At 63.3% G+C, this 17,954-nt stretch carries 15 protein-coding genes and 1 pseudogene; 6 read left to right on the plus strand and 10 right to left on the minus strand.

The annotated features are described in order from the left end of the window. Nucleotides 1-5: 5 nt before the first annotated feature. Both ACZY0R_RS24580 and ACZY0R_RS24585 read right to left on the minus strand, forming a co-directional pair. Nucleotides 6-1,157, minus strand: a pseudogene (locus ACZY0R_RS24580) (branched-chain amino acid ABC transporter substrate-binding protein). Between the two features lie 15 nt (nucleotides 1,158-1,172). Beyond that, the gene (locus tag ACZY0R_RS24585) at nucleotides 1,173-2,474 is read right to left on the minus strand and encodes an MFS transporter (RefSeq protein ID WP_488861985.1); all 1,302 of its coding nucleotides are present in this window, start codon (nucleotides 2,472-2,474) and stop codon (nucleotides 1,173-1,175) included. Nucleotides 2,475-3,028: 554 nt separating this feature from the next. On the opposite strand from ACZY0R_RS24585, the gene ACZY0R_RS24590 reads away from it, so the two are divergent. From ACZY0R_RS24590 to ACZY0R_RS24605, 4 genes are all read left to right on the plus strand, one after another. Further along, nucleotides 3,029-4,324, plus strand: a complete 1,296-nt coding sequence (locus ACZY0R_RS24590) for an aspartate aminotransferase family protein (RefSeq protein WP_488861987.1) — start codon at nucleotides 3,029-3,031, stop codon at nucleotides 4,322-4,324. A gap of 35 nt (nucleotides 4,325-4,359) precedes the next feature. Then, nucleotides 4,360-5,067 carry a haloacid dehalogenase type II gene (locus ACZY0R_RS24595; RefSeq protein WP_045240346.1) on the plus strand — a complete coding sequence of 236 codons (708 nt, stop codon included), beginning with the start codon at nucleotides 4,360-4,362 and terminating at the stop codon, nucleotides 5,065-5,067. An 89-nt stretch (nucleotides 5,068-5,156) separates the two neighbouring features. Continuing rightward, the gene (locus tag ACZY0R_RS24600; protein ID WP_488861989.1) at nucleotides 5,157-6,734 is read left to right on the plus strand and encodes a PucR family transcriptional regulator; all 1,578 of its coding nucleotides are present in this window, start codon (nucleotides 5,157-5,159) and stop codon (nucleotides 6,732-6,734) included. 95 nt (nucleotides 6,735-6,829) lie between these two features. Then, nucleotides 6,830-7,159, plus strand: coding sequence for a tRNA-binding protein (locus ACZY0R_RS24605; protein ID WP_488861991.1), 330 nt, complete (start codon nucleotides 6,830-6,832; stop codon nucleotides 7,157-7,159). 65 nt (nucleotides 7,160-7,224) lie between these two features. On the opposite strand, the gene ACZY0R_RS24610 is transcribed toward ACZY0R_RS24605, so the two are convergent. The 4 genes from ACZY0R_RS24610 to ACZY0R_RS24625 all read right to left on the minus strand — a co-directional run bounded on the left by ACZY0R_RS24610 (nucleotide 7,225) and on the right by ACZY0R_RS24625 (nucleotide 11,314). After that, nucleotides 7,225-8,679, minus strand: a complete 1,455-nt coding sequence (locus tag ACZY0R_RS24610) for an NAD-dependent succinate-semialdehyde dehydrogenase (protein ID WP_488861993.1) — start codon at nucleotides 8,677-8,679, stop codon at nucleotides 7,225-7,227. 87 nt (nucleotides 8,680-8,766) lie between these two features. Further along, a complete protein-coding gene (locus tag ACZY0R_RS24615) occupies nucleotides 8,767-9,495 on the minus strand; it encodes a haloacid dehalogenase type II (protein WP_488861995.1) in 729 nt (242 codons plus the stop codon). Nucleotides 9,496-9,507: 12 nt separating this feature from the next. Next, entirely contained in the window at nucleotides 9,508-9,981 is a 474-nt protein-coding gene (locus tag ACZY0R_RS24620) for an aminotransferase class III-fold pyridoxal phosphate-dependent enzyme (RefSeq protein ID WP_488866138.1), read from the minus strand. Further along, the gene (locus tag ACZY0R_RS24625) at nucleotides 9,872-11,314 is read right to left on the minus strand and encodes an FAD-binding oxidoreductase (RefSeq protein ID WP_488861997.1); all 1,443 of its coding nucleotides are present in this window, start codon (nucleotides 11,312-11,314) and stop codon (nucleotides 9,872-9,874) included. The genes ACZY0R_RS24620 and ACZY0R_RS24625 overlap by 110 nt, the downstream gene beginning before the upstream one ends. A 210-nt stretch (nucleotides 11,315-11,524) precedes the next feature. Between ACZY0R_RS24625 and ACZY0R_RS24630 the strand changes: the two genes are divergently transcribed. Together ACZY0R_RS24630 and ACZY0R_RS24635 are read left to right on the plus strand one after the other, a co-directional pair. Then, nucleotides 11,525-11,752: a hypothetical protein gene (locus ACZY0R_RS24630; RefSeq protein ID WP_488861999.1), complete on the plus strand. Its 228-nt coding sequence runs from the start codon at nucleotides 11,525-11,527 to the stop codon at nucleotides 11,750-11,752. 53 nt (nucleotides 11,753-11,805) lie between these two features. Then, entirely contained in the window at nucleotides 11,806-12,780 is a 975-nt protein-coding gene (locus ACZY0R_RS24635; protein WP_488862001.1) for a bifunctional helix-turn-helix transcriptional regulator/GNAT family N-acetyltransferase, read from the plus strand. 132 nt (nucleotides 12,781-12,912) lie between these two features. Here the strand turns inward: ACZY0R_RS24635 and ACZY0R_RS24640 are convergent, their stop codons facing one another. The 4 genes from ACZY0R_RS24640 to ACZY0R_RS24655 form a co-directional block, all read right to left on the minus strand. Further along, entirely contained in the window at nucleotides 12,913-14,541 is a 1,629-nt protein-coding gene (locus ACZY0R_RS24640) for an NADP-dependent glyceraldehyde-3-phosphate dehydrogenase (RefSeq protein WP_488866140.1), read from the minus strand. A gap of 39 nt (nucleotides 14,542-14,580) precedes the next feature. Continuing rightward, complete coding sequence (gene pyk / locus ACZY0R_RS24645) at nucleotides 14,581-15,996, minus strand: pyruvate kinase (protein ID WP_488866142.1); 1,416 nt, start codon at nucleotides 15,994-15,996, stop codon at nucleotides 14,581-14,583. 118 nt (nucleotides 15,997-16,114) lie between these two features. Further along, nucleotides 16,115-16,930, minus strand: a complete 816-nt coding sequence (locus ACZY0R_RS24650; protein WP_488862003.1) for a shikimate dehydrogenase family protein — start codon at nucleotides 16,928-16,930, stop codon at nucleotides 16,115-16,117. Nucleotides 16,931-16,966: 36 nt separating this feature from the next. After that, nucleotides 16,967-17,944, minus strand: a complete 978-nt coding sequence (locus ACZY0R_RS24655) for a 2-hydroxyacid dehydrogenase (protein ID WP_488862005.1) — start codon at nucleotides 17,942-17,944, stop codon at nucleotides 16,967-16,969. Between the last annotated feature and the right edge of the window lie 10 nt (nucleotides 17,945-17,954).

Raw genomic sequence — 17,954 nt, forward strand, 5'->3', positions numbered from 1 at the left:
GGGCTTTAGCGGCCCGCGAGGCTTTCCAGCGGCTGCCACTTGCCCGACACCACCTTGTAGATCGTGATGCCGCCTTCCTTCAGGTCCCCATGGTCGTCATAGGCGATTTGCTGAGAGGTGACGCCGGCCATTGCGGTCGACGCCAGCGCGGGCAAGTAGCGGTCCGGCTCGGTCGATCCCGCCTTGACCATCGCCTTCATCATGGCCATCGCGCCGTCGTAGGCATAGGGCGAATACGTCTGCACTGGCGAGCCGAAGCGCTTTTCGTAGCGTTGGCTGTAAGCCTTGCCACCCGGCATCTGGTCCAGTGGCAAGCCCGCCAGCGAACAGATGGCACCTTCTGCCGCCGTGCCTGCGAGGCGGATGAAATTGTCGGTCTTCGACATCTCGCCGGAAACCAGCACGGATTTCATGCCCAGCTCGCGCAACTGCTTGGCCAGCGGTGCCGATTACGCTTCCGCGCCGCCGTAGAACACCACTTCAGGGGACAGCCGCTTCAGGTTGGTCAGCACCGCCTTGAAGTCGACCGCCTTGGCGCTGGTGAATTCACGGCGGACGATGGTGCCGCCCGCCGCGCGCGCAGCCTTCTCGAATTCGTCCGCCAGGCCCTGGCCATAGGCCGTGCGGTCGTCGATGATGGCGATCTTCTTCGCCCCAAGCTTGGAGACCACGTAGGCACCCACCACGCTACCCTGCTGGGTGTCAGAGGTCATCATGCGGAAGGTGGTCTTGAATCCCTGGCGCGTGTACTCTGGCGCCGTGGCCATGGAAATCTGAGGCACGCCGGCGCGGCTGTACACAGCCGATGCCGGGATGCTGGTGCCGGAATTGAAGTGTCCGAGCATCCCCTTGATGCTGCCATCGACCAGCTTCTGCGCCACCACCGAGCCAGTTTTGGGGTCGGCCTGGTCGTCCTCGGCGGCGAGAGCAAAACGGACCTCGCGCCCCCCGATCTTGGGATGGCTGGCGTTGAAGTCTTCCAGCGCGAGCGTCACGCCGTTCTGCATATCCTTGCCGTACTGCGCCTGGCCGCCGGTCATGGGTGCGGCAAAACCAAGCTTCACGTCCTGGACCTGCGCCTGTACAAACGGGCTAGCTAACGCCAGCGCGGCTGCGGCGCAGGCGCTTAACGTGATGCTTCGATTGCATTGTTTCATCTATTTCTCCCTGTCTTATTGATGGGTGGTGCTACGTACGCGGTCACGGAATCCCAGCGTCACGCCGAGGAAGCTGACGGCTGCTGCCGCGATGACATAGATGGCCGGCGCCATGGCGCTGCCGGTGGTGGCGATGAGCCAGGTAAGGATCAGCGAGGCGAAGCCGCCGAAGGTCATCACCGCGACGTTGTAGGCGACTGAGAGCCCGGTGGACAGGATCTTGGTGGGGAAGATCTCCGAGAACGCGGCGAGGATGGGGCCGGTGTATCCGGCAATCAGCACGCCGAACACTGCCTGGAACAGGATCAAATTGAACTGGGTCGGCGCCGTCACCACCAGTGCGAACATCGGATAGGCAAACAGCAGGATCCCGCCGGAACTGAAAGCCAGAAGCTTGCGGCGTCCGATGCGGTCCGACCAGGCGCCGACGAAGGGAGACAGTACGGTAATAATGAGGCCGCCTACCACGCCGGCGATGAAGGACATCGACTGCGGCATCTTGAGCGTCTTGACGGCGTAGGTCGGCATGTAGAACAGCAGGACATAAATGCAGACTGTCCACAGGATCACCATCGAGAACGTGGTGAAGGTCTCGCGCGGATAGTTCAGCAGTACTTCCGAGAAGGGCTTCTTGACCTTTTCCTTGTTGGCGAGAAAAGCAGGCGTTTCATCCACACCGCTTCGGATATAAAAACCAATGGGGCCGATCAGGATGCCGAGCAGGAAGGGAATGCGCCAACCCCACGCCTTGACCTCCGCGGGCGTGAGCCACAGCGTCAGCACGGTCCCCGCGAGCGCTCCGAGCACCACCGCGAATCCGATGCTGCTCTGGATCCAGCTTGCGTAGTAGCCCTTTTGGTCTTCGGGTGCATGCTCGGTCAGGAAGGCAGTGGCGCTGCCCATTTCCCCGCCAGCCGAGAAGCCTTGCAACAGGCGTGCGATGATGATCAGCACAGGTGCGGCGATGCCGATCTGTTCATACGTCGGCGCCAGCCCGATCAGTGCCGTGCCGGCCGCCATCAGCAAGATGGTCAGGGAGAGTGCCGCCTTGCGGCCCACGCGGTCGGAATACATGCCAATCAGGATGCCCCCGATCGGTCGGACGACAAAGCCCACGCCGAACGTGGCCACCGACAGCATCAACGAGGTGAGCTCGTTGCCGGTGGGGAAGAACAGTTGCCCGATGGTGATGGCAAAGAAGCCATACACCATAAAGTCGAACCACTCGAATCCATTGCCCAATATCGTCGCTGTGATCGCGCGCCGGCGGCGTCTGGCCTCGTCTGGCGAGGCCGCTATCGATGCTGTCATCTCCATTTTTGTTTCCTTTCCTTTGGCCGTTTGATTTCCGCCGGTCACTGACAATCCTGACCGGCCTGTAGCGGCTGCTTGCAGCGCTGTAGTGCATTCAATAGCAGCGCGGGTGGCATTCCTATCTACGTTTTGCAGGAATGTTCGAGGCAGTCGTCCATCACTGAATAGGAGTCGTCAATACTGGTGCGCACGGGTGCATGCTCGTGGTGCGATTCTGGCGGCGGGACCGATCACGTAGCTTTGACCGGTTGCCGCTCCAAAGGGTTGAAGGCTAGGGAAACTGCGGTCGCCGCGTGCGAGCAGGTCCCGCAGCTCGATCGAGTCTGGAAGAACTTTGCTTGCACCTCTGCGCGTCGATGGTGCGTGTTCTGCATCAGGAACGGGAAATCGCATTTCTTTGCGAGAGGCTGTGCAATACATATGAAAGGAATTCCCTCATTCCCTATCTGATGCAGGTAGTCGCCTCGCAACGCCGATCCTAAGATGTTATCGACCCCCCGCTATGGGGTGACGGCGACCCTGAAACGACGGAATTCCAGAGAACGAGAGGACAAGTGATGGCAGTGGATACGAACAAGCAGGCGGCGCTCGCGAAAGCACGCTCGGAACACGTGGCACGCGGTGTGGTGACGGCCCACCCGATCTTCATCGAGCGCGCGCAGGGCTCGCACGTGTGGGATACGGAAGGCCGTAGCTATCTGGATTTCGTCGGCGGCATCGGCGTGCTGAATGTCGGCCACAATCACCCGCGGGTGGTGGAGGCGGTCAAGAAGCAACTCGACCGGCTGAGCCATGCGGCATTTCAGGTGGCCGGCTACGACGTCTACATCGATCTGGCCGCGCGTCTGAACGCACTGATCGGCGGCGACGACGTCTACAAGACCGTGTTCCTGACGACCGGTGCGGAAGCTGTGGAGAATGCCATCAAGATCGCGCGCGCTCACCGCAATGCGCCCGGCGTGATCGCGTTCCGTGGAGGCTTCCACGGCCGTACGTTGCTCGGCATGACGCTGACCGGCATGAGCACGCCTTACAAGCAGAACTTCGGGCCGTTTGCCGGCGACGTCTATCACACGCCGTATCCAGATCCGTACCGCGGCTTCAGCGGCGACGATGCGCTGCATGCGCTTGACGAGTTGTTTGCTACGCAGATTGCACCCGAGCGCGTGGCCGCTATCATCATCGAGCTGGTGCAAGGCGATGGCGGCTTCCTCGCCGCGGGCGAGGATTTCCTGCGCAAGCTGCGCGCCCTGGCCACGAAGCACGGCATTGTCCTGATCGCGGACGAGATCCAGACCGGCTTCGGACGCACCGGCGAGCTGTTTGCCTTCCAGCAGGCCAACATCAAGCCTGACCTGGTCACCGTGGCCAAGAGCCTGGCGGGTGGATTGCCGCTGTCGGCCGTAGTCGGCCGCGCCGACATCATGGACGCACCCGAGCCGGGCGGCTTGGGTGGTACCTATGCCGGCAGCCCCCTGGCATGTGCCGCCGCGCTCGCCGTGCTCGATTTGTTCCAGGAGGACGGGTTGCTGGAACAGGCCAATCGTCTGGGTGACGTGCTGCGCACAGGCCTGGAGGAACTGGCACAACGCCACGCCGAGATTGGTACCATTCGCGGTGTGGGGCCGATGCTGGCCCTGGAGTTCGTCAAGAACGGCGATCCTATGCAGCCCGATCCCGTCTTTGCGCAGCGCGTCATCGACGCTTGCCGTGATGGTGGCCTGCTGGTGATCAAGTGCGGTGTGCATCGCAACAATGTGCGTCTGCTAGCGCCGTTGACGACGATGCCTGACGACGCGCGCGATGCCGTGGCGATTATCGGGCGAGCCATCGAGACGGCCCGCGCGCACTGAAGCGGAGCGGGCTCGCCCACAATAGCAAGGACATCATGGAAAGCGAGATTGCGGCAAAGTTCGCCGGCAAGACGGTACTGACGATCGACGTCTACGGCACGCTGATCGATTGGGAGCGGGGTATCTGCGATGCGCTTGGCCCGATCCTGCGTAACCGGGGGCATTCGATCGGGGATGACGACATGCTGGAGCGCTATGCCTGGCACGAGTCCGCCCTGGAAGCCGGTCCCTACATGACTTATCGAGAGATTCTCGAGGAGTCATTGCGGCATATTGCCGGGGACCTGGGCTTCGAGCCCAACGAGGTCGAACTGGACGCATTCTCGCATTCCGTGGGTGACTGGCCTGTTTTTCCGGATTCCCATGACGCGCTGGTTGCGTTGCAGCGGCGCTTCCGGCTCGCAGTCATCACCAATGGTGACGATGAGTTTTTTGCGTTGTCCAACAAGCGCCTGGGAATCGAATTCGACCATGTCATCACCGCGCAGCAGGCGCGCAGCTACAAGCCCTCGCTGAACAATTTCCATGTGGCACTCGGCCGTATCGAGACACCGCGGTCGCAGATTCTCCACGTCGCGCAGAGTCTCTTTCACGATCATGTGCCGGCGCAGGCGCTAGGCCTGCAGACGGTATGGATCAATCGTCGTGTCGGCAAGCCGGGATTTGGCGCGGTGCCCAAGGCCAATGCGATTCCGGACGCGGAGTTCCCGGACATGCGGTCCTTCGCACTGGCCATGCTGTGAAGTGCGGCGGGAAACCCACGACACGGTTATTCCGCAGTGTTTTTTTGATAGCGGCGCAGCCGCGATAGACTCGCCCGCTCACGAAAATCATGGACATCTCGACGGCACTGGATTCGACAGTTCTGCGCAGCGCACGCGTGGTGGCAGGACAAGGTGCCCTCACGAACGAGATCCGCTGGGTCCATATGGTGGACCACCCAGACATCGCCGCATGGGTTCAGGGCGGGCAGTTGTTGCTGACCACTGGCTACAACTGGCCGCGCGACGAAGCGTCGGCCCGGGCGCTGATCCGCGCGTTGCGCGAGCGGGATCTGGCGGGCGTCGTGTTGGCTGTGCCGAATTTCCTCGAGCATTTCCCCGAAGGGTCCGTGGAGGCTGCCAACGAAGTTGGGCTGCCGCTTCTCGAACTCGACTGGGCCATTCCGTTCAGCACGATTACGGAGGAAATCCATTCCAGCATCATTCGCCGCCAGAGCGAACTGATTGAACGCTCCGACGAAATACACCGCGCGCTGACCGATGCCGCGGTGATGGCCAACACGCTTGGCGACCTGGCACACGCGCTGGGCAATCTATTGGATCGCAAGGTCAATTTTGTCGATACCGACGGCCTGCTGCTGGGGTCGAGCGAAAGCGAGCAGAGTGATGGCGCGCTGGCAAAGAAGGAGCGCGCCTATTTCCGCTTGCTGAACAATCGTCTCATCCTGCGCCAGATACTGGATAGCGTGAGCCCGATCCTGATCGAAGCGCAGCCGGAGGCGGGCATGCCGCGCAGGCTCGGTTGCCCGATCCGGATCCGCGGCGAGATGGCTGCCATCGTGTTCGTCGACGAAGGCGACAGTCCGCTTGGCGAACTGGAGATTCGAGCGGCGGAGCGTGCTTCCATCATCGGCGCGCTGCATCTCGCGCATATGCGGGCACTGCATCTTCAGGAAGAACGCCTCGGCTACGCGCTCGTCGGCACGTTGCTCGAGGGCAAGTTCGAGGAAACCCCTTCGGCACTTGAGCGTGCCCGCGTGGGTGGATGGAATCCAGCGGGCGAGTACCGGGTCTGCCTTGTGTTGCTTGACGAACCACTGCCGCTCTCACGGGAGGGTTTTTTGCGCCGTGAGCGTTGGGTCGAGCGCTTGCGCAAGTATCTTGATGGTCTTGGCGAGCCGCCGTTGATCCTCGTATCCTTGAACCAGATCACCTTCCTGTTGTCATCGCAGTTTGATTTGGAACCCCTGTGGCGCGTGCTGGGCAGCCGTGGTGCGGCGCTGGCTGTGAGCCGCTCGCATAGCGATGTGGCCGGTATGGCTCAGGGCGGCAAGGACGTGCAGTCGCTCCTGCCGCTGCTCAAGCCTGGCAAGCTGCATCACTTCCAGGAAGTGATGTTCCCCAGGGCGCTGATGGGCGATGCAGGCGCGCGTGAGCTGTTCATTGGTAGCAAGCTGGGTCCACTGATGGCGGACAAGAAGAATGAGTCGCTGCTGGAAACGCTCGAGGTGCTCTGTTCGGAGGGATTCCAACTGGCAAACACCGCCCGCCGACTCGGCATACACATCAGCACGCTGCGCTACCGCGCGGAACGCATCGAAACGCTGCTGGGTACGCCGCTGGAAGATCAGGGAAACCGTTTCGAGCTGCAGGTGGCGGTTGCCCTGTATCGGCTCTCCGAAGAATAGGGCGCATGCCCTCTGTGGCATGGCCTTGCCATCATCTGGCTCGGTGCGCGATCGCATCGGCCATCTCATTGAATCTCAACGACCAGGAATCATGCATGAGTGCATATGAAGCATTTGCGTCCGTCGACATGCGTGTCGGCACGATCGTTCGGGTGGAACTGAACGAAAAGGCCCGCAACCCGGCCTACAAGATGTGGATTGATCTGGGGGAACTCGGGACGATGACGTCGAGTGGGCAGTATGTGAATCGCTACCAGGCCGACGAACTGGTCGGTAAGGTTGTGGTCTGTGCCACCAACCTGGGTGAGCGCCGAATCGCGGGCTTCAAGTCGCAAGTGCTTGTGATGGGAGTAGAGTCCGAGCCGTCGGTGGTGAATCTGTTGGCGGTGGACGGCAGCGTGCCGAACGGCAGCAAGGTGTTCTGAGTCCTGTGAATGCACCATGGCCTCCCGCCAGGCGGGAGGCCATGGTGCATGGCTTCAAGCCGGTATCAGCCGATCTCGAAATGCAGGGTCTGCGATTCCAGGAACTCGTCGATGCCGTGGTGTGAACCTTCGCGGCCCAGCCCCGATTCCTTGACGCCGCCGAATGGTGCCACCGCCGAGGAGATCACACCGGTATTGATGCCGACCATGCCGTACTCCAGTGCTTCGCCGACGCGGAACACGCGGCTCAGGTCGCGGGAGAACAGATAGGCAGCGAGGCCGTACGGCGTGTCATTGGCGCGGCTGATCACCTCTGCCTCACTGTCGAAGCGGAAGAGTGCCGCCACCGGACCGAAGGTCTCCTCGTTGGCCACCAGCATCGCGTCGGTGGCGCCGGCGACCACGGTTGGTTGGAAGAACTGCTCACCGCGCTCCGTCGATTTGCCACCCAGCATGACCTGCGCGCCCTTTGCCACCGCGTCGCTGACGTGGCTCGCCACCTTGTCCAGCGCTGCCTTGTTGATCAGCGGGCCGATGGTCACGCCGGCCTCGGTGCCAACGCCGACTTGCAGCTTCTTCACTTCTTCCACCAGGCGCGCGGCGAACTGATCGTAGATGCCGGCCTGCACGTAGATGCGATTGGCGCAGACGCAGGTCTGGCCGCTATTGCGGAACTTGCTGGCCATCACGCCGGCCACGGCCGCGTCAAGGTCTGCGTCGTCGAACACAATCACCGGCGCATTGCCGCCGAGCTCCATGCTCACACGCTTGACGGTATCCGCGCACTGGCGCAGCAGCAGCTTGCCGACATGGGTCGAGCCGGTGAACGTCAGCTTGCGCACGATGGGATTGGACGTGAGTTCGCCGCCGATGGCTTGCGGCAGGCCGGTCACGATGTTGAGCACGCCGGCGGGGAAGCCCGCGCGCTTGCCCAGTTCGGCCAGCGCGAGCGCCGAATAGGGCGTCAGCTCCGAGGGCTTGACCACGACGGTGCAGCCGGCGGCTAGTGCCGGTGCCAGCTTGCGGGTGATCATCGCATTGGGGAAATTCCAGGGCGTAATTGCCGCGCAGACCCCCACAGGCACCTTGCGTACCAGGATCCGGCGACCGGCCTGCGTAGCCGGGATGGTTTCGCCGTAGGCGCGGATACCTTCCTCGGCAAACCATTGAACGAACGATGCACCGTACAGGATCTCACCACGGGATTCCGCCAGCGGCTTGCCTTGTTCCAGGGTCATCAGCAGCGCCAGGTCGTCCACGTGCGCCAGCATCAAGTCATGCCACTTGCGTAGCATGGCCGCCCGCTCGTGGGTGGTCAGCGCGCTCCAGACGGGCAAGGCGCGATTCGCGGCCTCGATGGCTGCGCGGGTGTCCTGCTCGTCGCAGTCGGGGATGGTACCCAGCTTGGCGCCGGAGGCGGGATCGACTACGTCGAGTGTTTGGCCGGAGCGGGCATTTGCCCACTCACCGCCGATAAATGCTTGCTGGCACAGCAGTGCCGGGTCCGTCAATTTGATCATGTCGAAATCCTGGTGAGGCGGCGGCGGCCGCCGCAGCGCTGCCTGCCGATCGCATGAGCCGTCGGCAGGCACGCGAGGGGAAGCCCTTCAGCCCTTCAGCTCTTCCTGATGCGCACGTGCCAGCGCGGCCATGTTCTCGAAGCGGAATTCATACTTGGGCGTGCCCGGGGGAGGCATGGTCGCACCCCAGCCCTTGTCGGCGTGGCGGCGATCGATCCAAGCGGAGACCAGGCCAAAGCCGTTGGCAGGCGCGTGGTCGTGGAACAGGCTCTGTGCGGTGTGCAGGATGTCCGCCTTCTCAAGGCCGTGATCCTGCTTCAAACGCGCGAGCATGTATTCGAAGTTGCGCGGGCTCGGTTTGTACGAGCCGATGTCCTGGGCGCAGTAGATCGCATCGAACTCCACGCCAAGTCGTGCATTGCTGGCGCGGAAGGAGACGCGGTCGACATTGGACAGGATCACCAGCTTGAAATGCTGCTTGAGGTAGCGCAAGGCTTCCACCGAATCGGGAAACGCGGGCCAGTCGTGCACCGATGCGCCAAAGATGTTGCCTTCCTCGTCGGTCACGCCCACGTTCCAGGTGTTGGCCAGGCGGCGGTACACCACACCCAGCAGCACCGAGTAGGCCAGCGCCGGCGTCAGGATCTCCTGGTCGGCTTCGTGCCTGGCGTAGACCTCCAGGATCTCGTCACGCGACTTGGCGGTCAAGCCAGCCTTCTCGATCAGCGGCCGCAGCCCGTTGAAGATGCCGGTCTCCCAGTCGATCAGCGTGCCGTAGCAATCGAAGGTCAGTACTTTGAAGTCTTTGAGTTTCATGGTGGCTCCTGGTTAGAGAGTGTCTGCGACTGCTTTGTCGAGGGAGAATCGCAGGATTTGGATCAGTGTATCCACGTCGGCCTTGGTGTAGTTGAGGGCCGGAGCGAATCCGAGGATGTCGTCGGAAAAGGCGCGGAATACCAGGCCTTCCTCGAGCGCGTGAGTCAATACGCGTTCGCCCAGTCGATGGTCTTTCGAAGGCTTTTGCCTGGAGGCTTTATCGGTCGCCAGTTCGACGGCCGCCAACATGCCGCGTCCGCGCACCTCGCCCACGTAGGGCAACGCTTCGAGTGCCTTGAGCTGGTTGAGGAAGTACTGTCGACATGGTCGGTCTTCTCTGAATAGGATTGGGCGGTGGGCGAGGAGCGTCTGCTGGCTACGCAGCGGTGTTGGCGGCGCTGTCCAGTGTAGGCAGGACCTTGCCGGGATTGAGCAAGTGGCGGGGATCGAGCGCGCGCTTAACCTTCCAGGCCAGCTCGAGCTCAGTGCGGCTGCGCACTGTCAGCAGCTCGTCGCGCTTGGCCACGCCCACGCCATGCTCGGCCGAGATCGAACCGGCAAGCGCGGTGGCGGCATCGTCGATGATGCGCGTGATGGCTTCGCCGTGGACCTGCAGGTAGGCTTCGGCTTCCGTCTGAGTCGGGCGCAGCGGGTTGAAGTGGACGTTGCCGTCGCCCATGTGCCCGTAGACGATCATGCGGGTGCCGGGCGCTTGGTTCAGCACCGCAGTCGTGGTGGACGCGATGAAGCCGGGAATGCTCGACAGCGGCACGGAGACATCGCAGCGCACGCTACCGCGCGCCTGGGTCTGCGCATCGGAAATCTCTTCGCGGATCAGCCAGAAGTCGGCAGCCTGGCGATCGCTGGAGGCGAGTGCTGCGTCGGCGATCCAGCCATGTTCGCCGGCGTCGGAAAGCGCGGCGCAGAATACGTCGTCCGCGCTCGCCTGGTCGGCCGTCGACGAAGACTCGACCAGCACGTACCAGCCGTGCGTGCCCGGCAAGGGCGACGCCTGGCTGCCGATATGCGCCAGCACCAGGTCCATCGCGTCAGAGGAGATCAGTTCGAAGGCGGTGACGTCATTGCCGAGGCGCGCGCGGAGGTAGCCGAACAGGGAAAGCGCTGAGGCTGGATCGGGGACGCCGAGGAAGGCCATGCATACCGAGCGGGGGCGGGGAAACAGCTTGAGCACGGCTGCCGTTATGATCCCCAGCGTGCCTTCGGTGCCGATGAACAGGTGCTTGAGGTCGTAGCCAGCATTGTCCTTGCGCAAGGCACGCAGCCCATCCCAGATCTCGCCGTTGGGAAGCACTACTTCCAGCCCGAGCACCAGATCACGCATGTTGCCGTAGCGAAGCACCGCCGTGCCGCCGGCGTTCGTAGAAAGGTTGCCGCCGATCTGGCAGCTACCTTCCGAGCCGATGCGCAGCGGGAACAGACTTCCGGCCTCCTCCGCGACGCCGCGCGCCAGGTGCAGAGTCACGCCGGCTTCGAGCACCATGGTTGCGTTGACCGCGTCCAAGGAGCGCACATTGCTGAGGCGAGACAGGCTGAGGATCAACGACTGGCCACTGCCATCCGGCACGCTGCCACCCAGGAGTGAAGTATTGCCGCCTTGCGGCACTACGGAGATGCCCTGCTCATAGCAGTACGCCATAACCGCGCTGACCTCGGCCGTGCTACCCGGCCGTACAACCGCCATTGCCTTGCCGCGGTAGACACGCCGGTAGTCGGTTGCGTAGGGCTCGGCATTCTGGCCGGCCAGTAGGTTGGTTGCGCCGACGATGGTGCTCAAATGGTTTAGGTGGTTTTGCGGCATGTTCGCGCTCCGGCGTCTTGCTTGTAGCGAATCAGTTTGGCGGTATGGGTGTGGCGCGGCGATGCACAATTTCAAGCTGCTGCACCCATTCCGATATGACGCAAGCTTATTGCCAGAACGCGTAGTGCGATATGTACGAGTAGTAGGGATTCACGTGGCAGCTTTCCCCTGTTTTGCACGATAGTGTCGTGGTCGCTGGAGCTGAATCATGTGAGGGATATCGTGCTGTCACTGGGACACCTCGTGCTTGCGATTGCCTTCCGGGTCGAGCGCGCATGTGTATTTGAAGATCCGTCTCCTGCCGATCCGTCAATGCAACGGATTGACGGGATCGTTCAGCCGACGCGCGTCGGCGGCCGCGGCAGAATCGAAAACGGCACCATCAAGGGTGCCCGCCGGAATTGGAATCCGACGTCTCCGCAAAACGGACTTGCGTAGGTTGCGCTTCGCAACTATATTGCTTGCGAAGCGCAACTTATGTGAGCCCCGTCATGGATCTTGTCGACGTTCCAGCCAAGCCCCGGGAAACGACGATACTGGAGCTCCGGGACTTTTCCCGAAGACTGGTTCGTGAACTCGGTTTCATGCGAACGACGTTGGCCGAGAGCGATCTTGCCCCGTCGGCTGTTCACGCGATCATCGAGATCGGGGCGACGCCGGGCATCAATGCGAAGGATCTGGGCAATATCTTGCGCCTGGACAAGTCGAACACCAGCCGGCAGGTCGCCAGGCTGGAAGCGGGCGGACTTGTGGAGCGCCAGACTGCAAATGAAGATGCGCGTTCGTCCGAGCTGTATTTGACGGACGCAGGGCAGAAGCTCCGGAGAAAGATTGACCGGTTCGCCACGGATCAGGTCTCCAACGCGCTTCGACGCATGGTTCCTGCCGACCAGCAAGCCTTGGTCCGCTCTCTCGCGCTGTACGCCGACGCACTTGCACGGGACAACTCGGTCAAAGCCACTCCCGAAGATGCCTCGCCCACACGGATTCTGGAAGGCTACCAGCCTGGCTGCATTGGCGACGTCGCGAGCCTGCACGCCCGCTTCTACTCGGAGCACTGGGGCTTCGGCGCTTTTTTCGAGAAGAAGGTGGCAACGGAGCTTGCCGAGTTCGCCGGTGCGCTGCCGGCTAGCGGCAAGGCGCTATGGCTCTACGCCGAAAATGGTCGATTTCTTGCCTCGTTGGCAATCGACGGGGATGACAACGCGGGCGTAGCCCATTTGCGATGGTTCATTGTGGACGATTCGTTGCGTGGCTCCGGTATCGGACGGCAACTGATGTCTCACGCGATGAGATTTGTTGACGAGCGCTTTAGCGAGACATACCTCTGGACGTTCAAAGGTCTGGATGTAGCGCGCCATCTATATGAGTCATTTGGCTTTCGGTTGACCGGCGAATCGGAGGGGGCGCAATGGGGAACGGAGGTCATCGAACAACGGTTCAGTCGTCGCTCAGCCAGGCCCTGACACTAATTCGAAAATTGACGGCAGCGAGCGGCCAGCAAGCCATGCGCTTGCGGCAGCGATCAGGCCGCTCATGCCGATGGGCCTGGTGTTCAGTCTTGCGCAGTGGCCCCGGGAAGCCCCTTCCAAAACCAGTCAAAAAATAAACCGTGTATTAATAAACGTCGACTTATGCCCAAGCACAATCTCATCCAACAGCGCCTTTGACCCGCTGGTCGCCCTAGCCGCGATCATGGTCCGGATCGAGAAAGCCCGCAGCGCATCGCTAACCGACAAGGTCCCCTCCGCGGAATCCTTCCTCCCGGTAAACGGAAACACATCCGGCCCCCGCTGGCACTGGCAGTTGATATTCACCCGGCAAACCTGATTGACAAGCGGATCCACCAGCCGCGCGATCTGTTCGGGATCGGTCCCGAAGATGCTGACCTGCTGGGCATATTCGGACGACTCGACGTAATCCAGCGCCGCGCCGACATCGTCGAACGGCACCACCGGAATCACAGGCCCAAACTGTTCTTCACGGTACAGCCGCATACGTTCGCCGACGGGATAGACAATGGCCGGCAAGACCAGCGAGGCACAGGTAAGGCCGCCGCCGGGATTCAGCACCTCTGCGCCCTTTGACAGCGCATCGGCGATGCAATCCGCTATATAGCGCGGCTTGTTGGCGTCCGGCAGTGGCGTAATGGAGACCCCGGCTTCCCACGGCATGCCGATCCTGAGCTGGCCCGCCGCCACAATGAGTTTCTCGAGGAATGGCCTCGCCACCGACCGGTGCACCAGCAGCGTCTTCAGGGCCGTGCAGCGCTGGCCGTTGAACGAGAGCGCGCCCAGGATGCACTCGTTGACCGCGAGATCGAGGTCCGCGTCAGGCAGCACAATGGCCGCGTTCTTTGCATCCAGGCCGAGCACGGCGCGCAGGCGGTTCGTCTTGGGATGCAGTTTCTTGAGCTGGTCCGCCACGCGCGATGAGCCGATCAGCGCCAGCACGTTGACTTTGCCGGAGGCCATCAGTGGCGGCACCACCTCTTCGCCGCGGCCATAAACGGTATTGACGACACCCGGCGGAAAGGCTTCGCGGAACGCCTCCAGGATTGGCGCGAACAGCAGCGTGCCGAACTTCGGCGGCTTGAACAGCACCACATTGCCCATGATCAGGGCCGGGATCAGGGTGGTGAACGTTTCATTCAGCGGGTAGTTGTACGGGCCCATGCACAGCACCACGCCCAGCGGAGCCCGGCGCACCTGGGCGATCGTTTCCTCGACGACCTGGAAACGCGAGTTGTTGTTGTCGAGTTCCTTCAGCGCATCGATGGTCTGCCGGATATAGGCGATGGTGCGATCGAACTCCTTGGCCGAATCGGCTGCCGACTTACCGATCTCCCACATGATCAGCTTGACGATCTGCCCGCGCATTGCCAGCAGGCGCCGGGTGAAGTCCTGCACGTGCCCGATGCGGGCTTCGACCGCCATGGTCGGCCACAGCCCGGTACCCGACGCATAGGCGGCGACCGCGGCATCGAGCGCCTCGAGGCTCTCCTTGACGGTGGTGACCGGAAAGCTGCCAACCTCCACGGGGCTCAGCTTGCCTTGGCCGTCGCGTACATGAACCGGCGACATAACGGTGCGGCAGGGGCCTTGCCAGGTTCGGATTTCCCCGTTGATGAGGATGCCGCGCTGGTGCAAAGGCGCGTCCAGGCGCTGGTCGGCCGGGATGTCGGCAAGCAGGGGGAAACAGCGGGCCAGGTCGGCTTGGGTCGTGATGGAGGACATGATCGAGCTGGAGGCCAGAGAGGTGGGCTGTCACGCGGGAAAGACGAGGCGCAACAGGTTGGTGGATCCCGGGGTGCCGAACGGCATGCCGGCGACGATGGCGAACGGTTGCTGGTCCGAGGCGAATCCTTCGCGCTTGGCCACTTCGGTGGCATGCCCGACCATTTCCTCGACGCTGTCCGCGTCATGGGTATGGACGGGGTGGACGCCCCATACCAGGGCCAGCCGCCGCGCGGTTTCCACGTGGGGCGTCATGCCCACGATCGGCACATTAGGGCGCTCGCGGGCGACCCGCAAGGCACTGGCGCCGGACACGGTGTAAGTCACGCAGGCCGTCAGCGGCAGGATGTCGGCGACGGTACGGATCGCCGCGCCGATGGCGTCCGCGGACACGGCATCGCGCCTGGTGGCGATGGCGTTCATGGTGTCGCGCTGCAGCTTGTCGCGCTCGGTATTGCGGATAATGCGTGCCATGATCTCCACGGCTTCGACCGGATACTCGCCCGATGCGGATTCGGCCGATAGCATGACCGCATCCACGCCGTCGTACACGGCGGTGGCGACGTCCGATGCTTCGGCGCGCGTCGGTGCCGGGGCACTGATCATGGACTCCAGCATCTGCGTGGCCACCACCAGCGGCTTGCCGGCTTCGCGGCAGAGGCGGGTGAGGCGTTTCTGGATCGCCGGTACTTCCTCGGGCGGCATTTCCACGCCCAGGTCGCCACGGGCAACCATGATGCCATCGGCCGCGGCGACAATCGCCTCGATGTCGGCAAGCGCCGCAGGCTTCTCGATCTTGGCCATGATCGATATGTTCTTGCCGGCGATCGCACGCACTTCCTCGATATCGCGTGCCGACTGGACGAAGGACAAGGCCACCCAGTCCACGCCAAGCGTCATGCCGAAGCGCAGGTCGCGGTGATCCTTCTCCGTCAGCGCCGAAAGGTTCAGCGCGCAGTCCGGCACGTTGACGCCTTTGCGGTCGGAGACGTTCCCACCCGTCTCCACCGTGGTCTGCGCGAAGTCCGGGCCGGCTTCGCGCACCCGCAGCCGCACGCGCCCGTCGTCGATCAGCAGGGCGTGGCCGGGCCGCAGCGCTTCGAAGATTTCGCGGTGCGGCAGGTGAGCCACTTGCTGGCTGCCCGGCACGGCATCCAGCTGCAGGCGGAACGGCTGCCCGGCGGTCAGCCTGACCGGGCCGCCCGGGAAGGTGCCCAGGCGCAGCTTGGGGCCCTGGAGATCCAGCAGCACGCCCGCGGGCCGGCCCGTGAGGGATTCCATCTCCCGGATCATGCCCAGCCGGGCCTTGTGGTCCTCGTGGGTGCCATGGCTGAAATTCAGGCGGAAGGTATCGGCGCCGGCCTTGAAGAGCTGGAGAATCACGTCCGGGGTGGAGGAGGCGGGCCCAAGCGTGGCTACGATCTTGGTGTGTCGCTCGCGTCGCAGTGTCATTGGCGGACTCCCTCGAAAGCGGGGCACGGGATGACAAGCGGGCGGGTGTCGGGGATGGCTTCGGTATGGGTCATGGCGGTGTGTGCGTCAGGCAGCTGTGGGCGGTGGATGGCTATGACTGGCGTGCGATCTCCTCCAGCAGTGCCGCCTCCATCGCCTCGATCGGCGCGCGTGCGCAGCCGGTGTAGAACTCGACCTGGGCGCAGGCCTGGTGCAGCATCATGCGTGTGCCGTCGATGGTGCGGCAGCCGAGCGCGGCGGCATCCCGGATCAGCTTGCTCCTGACCGGGATAAACGCGGCGTCCATGACGATCAGGTGGGCGGCGAGCTGCCCCGCCACGGGGTTGACATCGGGTGCGCGAAAGCCGGCGGCCGTCGCGTTGGCGAGCATGTCGAAGTCCGCCGCGCGGAAGTCGGACAGCGCGCCGCCGAAGCGCAGGCCAAGTGAACCGGCCAGTTCCTCGCCGCGCGCCGCGGTGCGATTGAATATGGTCACGGCGGCCCCTGCCTCGCGCAGTCCATAGGCCATGGCACGCGCCGCGCCGCCCGCGCCCAGCAGCGCGATGCGCTTGCCCGCCAGTCCGGTCACCTCCTGGAAGGCCCGCACGGCGCCGATGCAGTCGGTGTTGTAGCCGGTCAGCACGCCATCGACATTGTTGATGGTATTGACCGCGCCGATAGCGCGCGCGGTCTCGTCGAGCCGGTCGAGGTGAGGGATCACGGCCTGCTTGTGCGGCATCGATACATTCATGCCGCGCACGCCCAGCGCCCGGATCGATTGCACGGCGCCGGGCACGTCCTGCACGCCGAAGCACACGAAGGTGTAGTCGATCTCCAGCGCCCGATAAGCGGCATTGTGGATGCGCACATTGAAGGTGAAAGGCTCGCCCATGATCGAGCCGCACAGCGTGGGAATGGAACGGGGCATTGCGGATGGTCCTTGCGGGGAAGATTGAACGGTTGCCTAAGCAGCGATGGCTGCCAGGTCGAAGCGCGCGGCGGGTTGCCGGCCGGCCAACGCGTCCAACAGATTGCGCGTGGCCAGTTCGGCCATGGCACGCCGGGTCTCATGCGTGGCCGAGCCGATATGGGGCAGGGCTGTCACTCGCGGATGGCAGCGCAGCGGAGAATCCTGCGGCAACGGCTCGGTGGCAAAGACATCGAGCCCGGCCGCGCGCAGGTGGCCGCTGTCGAGCGCCGCGAGCAGCGCGTCTTCCTGCACGATCTGGCCGCGGGCGCCGTTGACAAAGATGGCCCCCGGTTTCATCAGCGCGAACTCGCGCGGCCCCATCAAGCCACGCGTGCCGTCGGTCAGCGGCAGCGTGACGGCGACGATATCGGCTCGCCGCAAGGCGTCGTCGAGGTCCGTCCAGGTGGCGCGTCCCACGAGATCCGGTGGTTCCGCGGCAGCCTCGTTGACGTAGAGCACTTCCATGCCGAAACCAAGCGCCGCGCGGCGTGCAACCGCCTGGCCGATACGCCCGAAACCGAGTATCGCCAGCGTCTTGCCGTGGACGTCCCAGCCGAACAGGCTTTCGCCGATATTGGCGGCCCAGCGGCCTTCGCGCACATGGGCGGCAAGTTCGACCAGGCGGCGGCTGGCTGCCATGATGAGGGCGAAGACGGTGTCGGCGGTAGTTTCTGTGAGTACGCCAGGCGTATGGCAGAGCGCAATGCCGCGCCGGCGCAGGCAGGCGAGATCGTAGTTGTCGACGCCCACCGAGATACTGGATATCACTTCCAGCTGGCCGGCTTCGGCCAGCTCGGCCGCGCCGAGCCTGACGCTGGAGCCGATCAGGCCGTGGGCGTTGGCCAGCGCGGCGCGGAAGGCCGGCCGTTGCGCCGGCTGGCGCGGGTCGGCGACGATCACGTCATGCTCTGCTTCGATCCGGGCGAGCAGGTCGGGCGGAATGGGACGGAACACCAATACATTCTTGCGCATGGGAAATCCT

The sequence above is a fragment of the Cupriavidus sp. F041 genome, from assembly GCF_057814235.1.

Coding starts and splice junctions, on each gene's coding strand:
- ACZY0R_RS24585 (WP_488861985.1), bottom strand. CDS start 2,474: ATGGAGATGACAGCATCGATAGCGGCCTCGCCAGACGAGGCCAGACGC.
- ACZY0R_RS24590 (WP_488861987.1), top strand. CDS start 3,029: ATGGCAGTGGATACGAACAAGCAGGCGGCGCTCGCGAAAGCACGCTCG.
- ACZY0R_RS24595 (WP_045240346.1), top strand. CDS start 4,360: ATGGAAAGCGAGATTGCGGCAAAGTTCGCCGGCAAGACGGTACTGACG.
- ACZY0R_RS24600 (WP_488861989.1), top strand. CDS start 5,157: ATGGACATCTCGACGGCACTGGATTCGACAGTTCTGCGCAGCGCACGC.
- ACZY0R_RS24605 (WP_488861991.1), top strand. CDS start 6,830: ATGAGTGCATATGAAGCATTTGCGTCCGTCGACATGCGTGTCGGCACG.
- ACZY0R_RS24610 (WP_488861993.1), bottom strand. CDS start 8,679: ATGATCAAATTGACGGACCCGGCACTGCTGTGCCAGCAAGCATTTATC.
- ACZY0R_RS24615 (WP_488861995.1), bottom strand. CDS start 9,495: ATGAAACTCAAAGACTTCAAAGTACTGACCTTCGATTGCTACGGCACG.
- ACZY0R_RS24625 (WP_488861997.1), bottom strand. CDS start 11,314: ATGCCGCAAAACCACCTAAACCATTTGAGCACCATCGTCGGCGCAACC.
- ACZY0R_RS24635 (WP_488862001.1), top strand. CDS start 11,806: ATGGATCTTGTCGACGTTCCAGCCAAGCCCCGGGAAACGACGATACTG.
- ACZY0R_RS24650 (WP_488862003.1), bottom strand. CDS start 16,930: ATGCCCCGTTCCATTCCCACGCTGTGCGGCTCGATCATGGGCGAGCCT.
- ACZY0R_RS24655 (WP_488862005.1), bottom strand. CDS start 17,944: ATGCGCAAGAATGTATTGGTGTTCCGTCCCATTCCGCCCGACCTGCTC.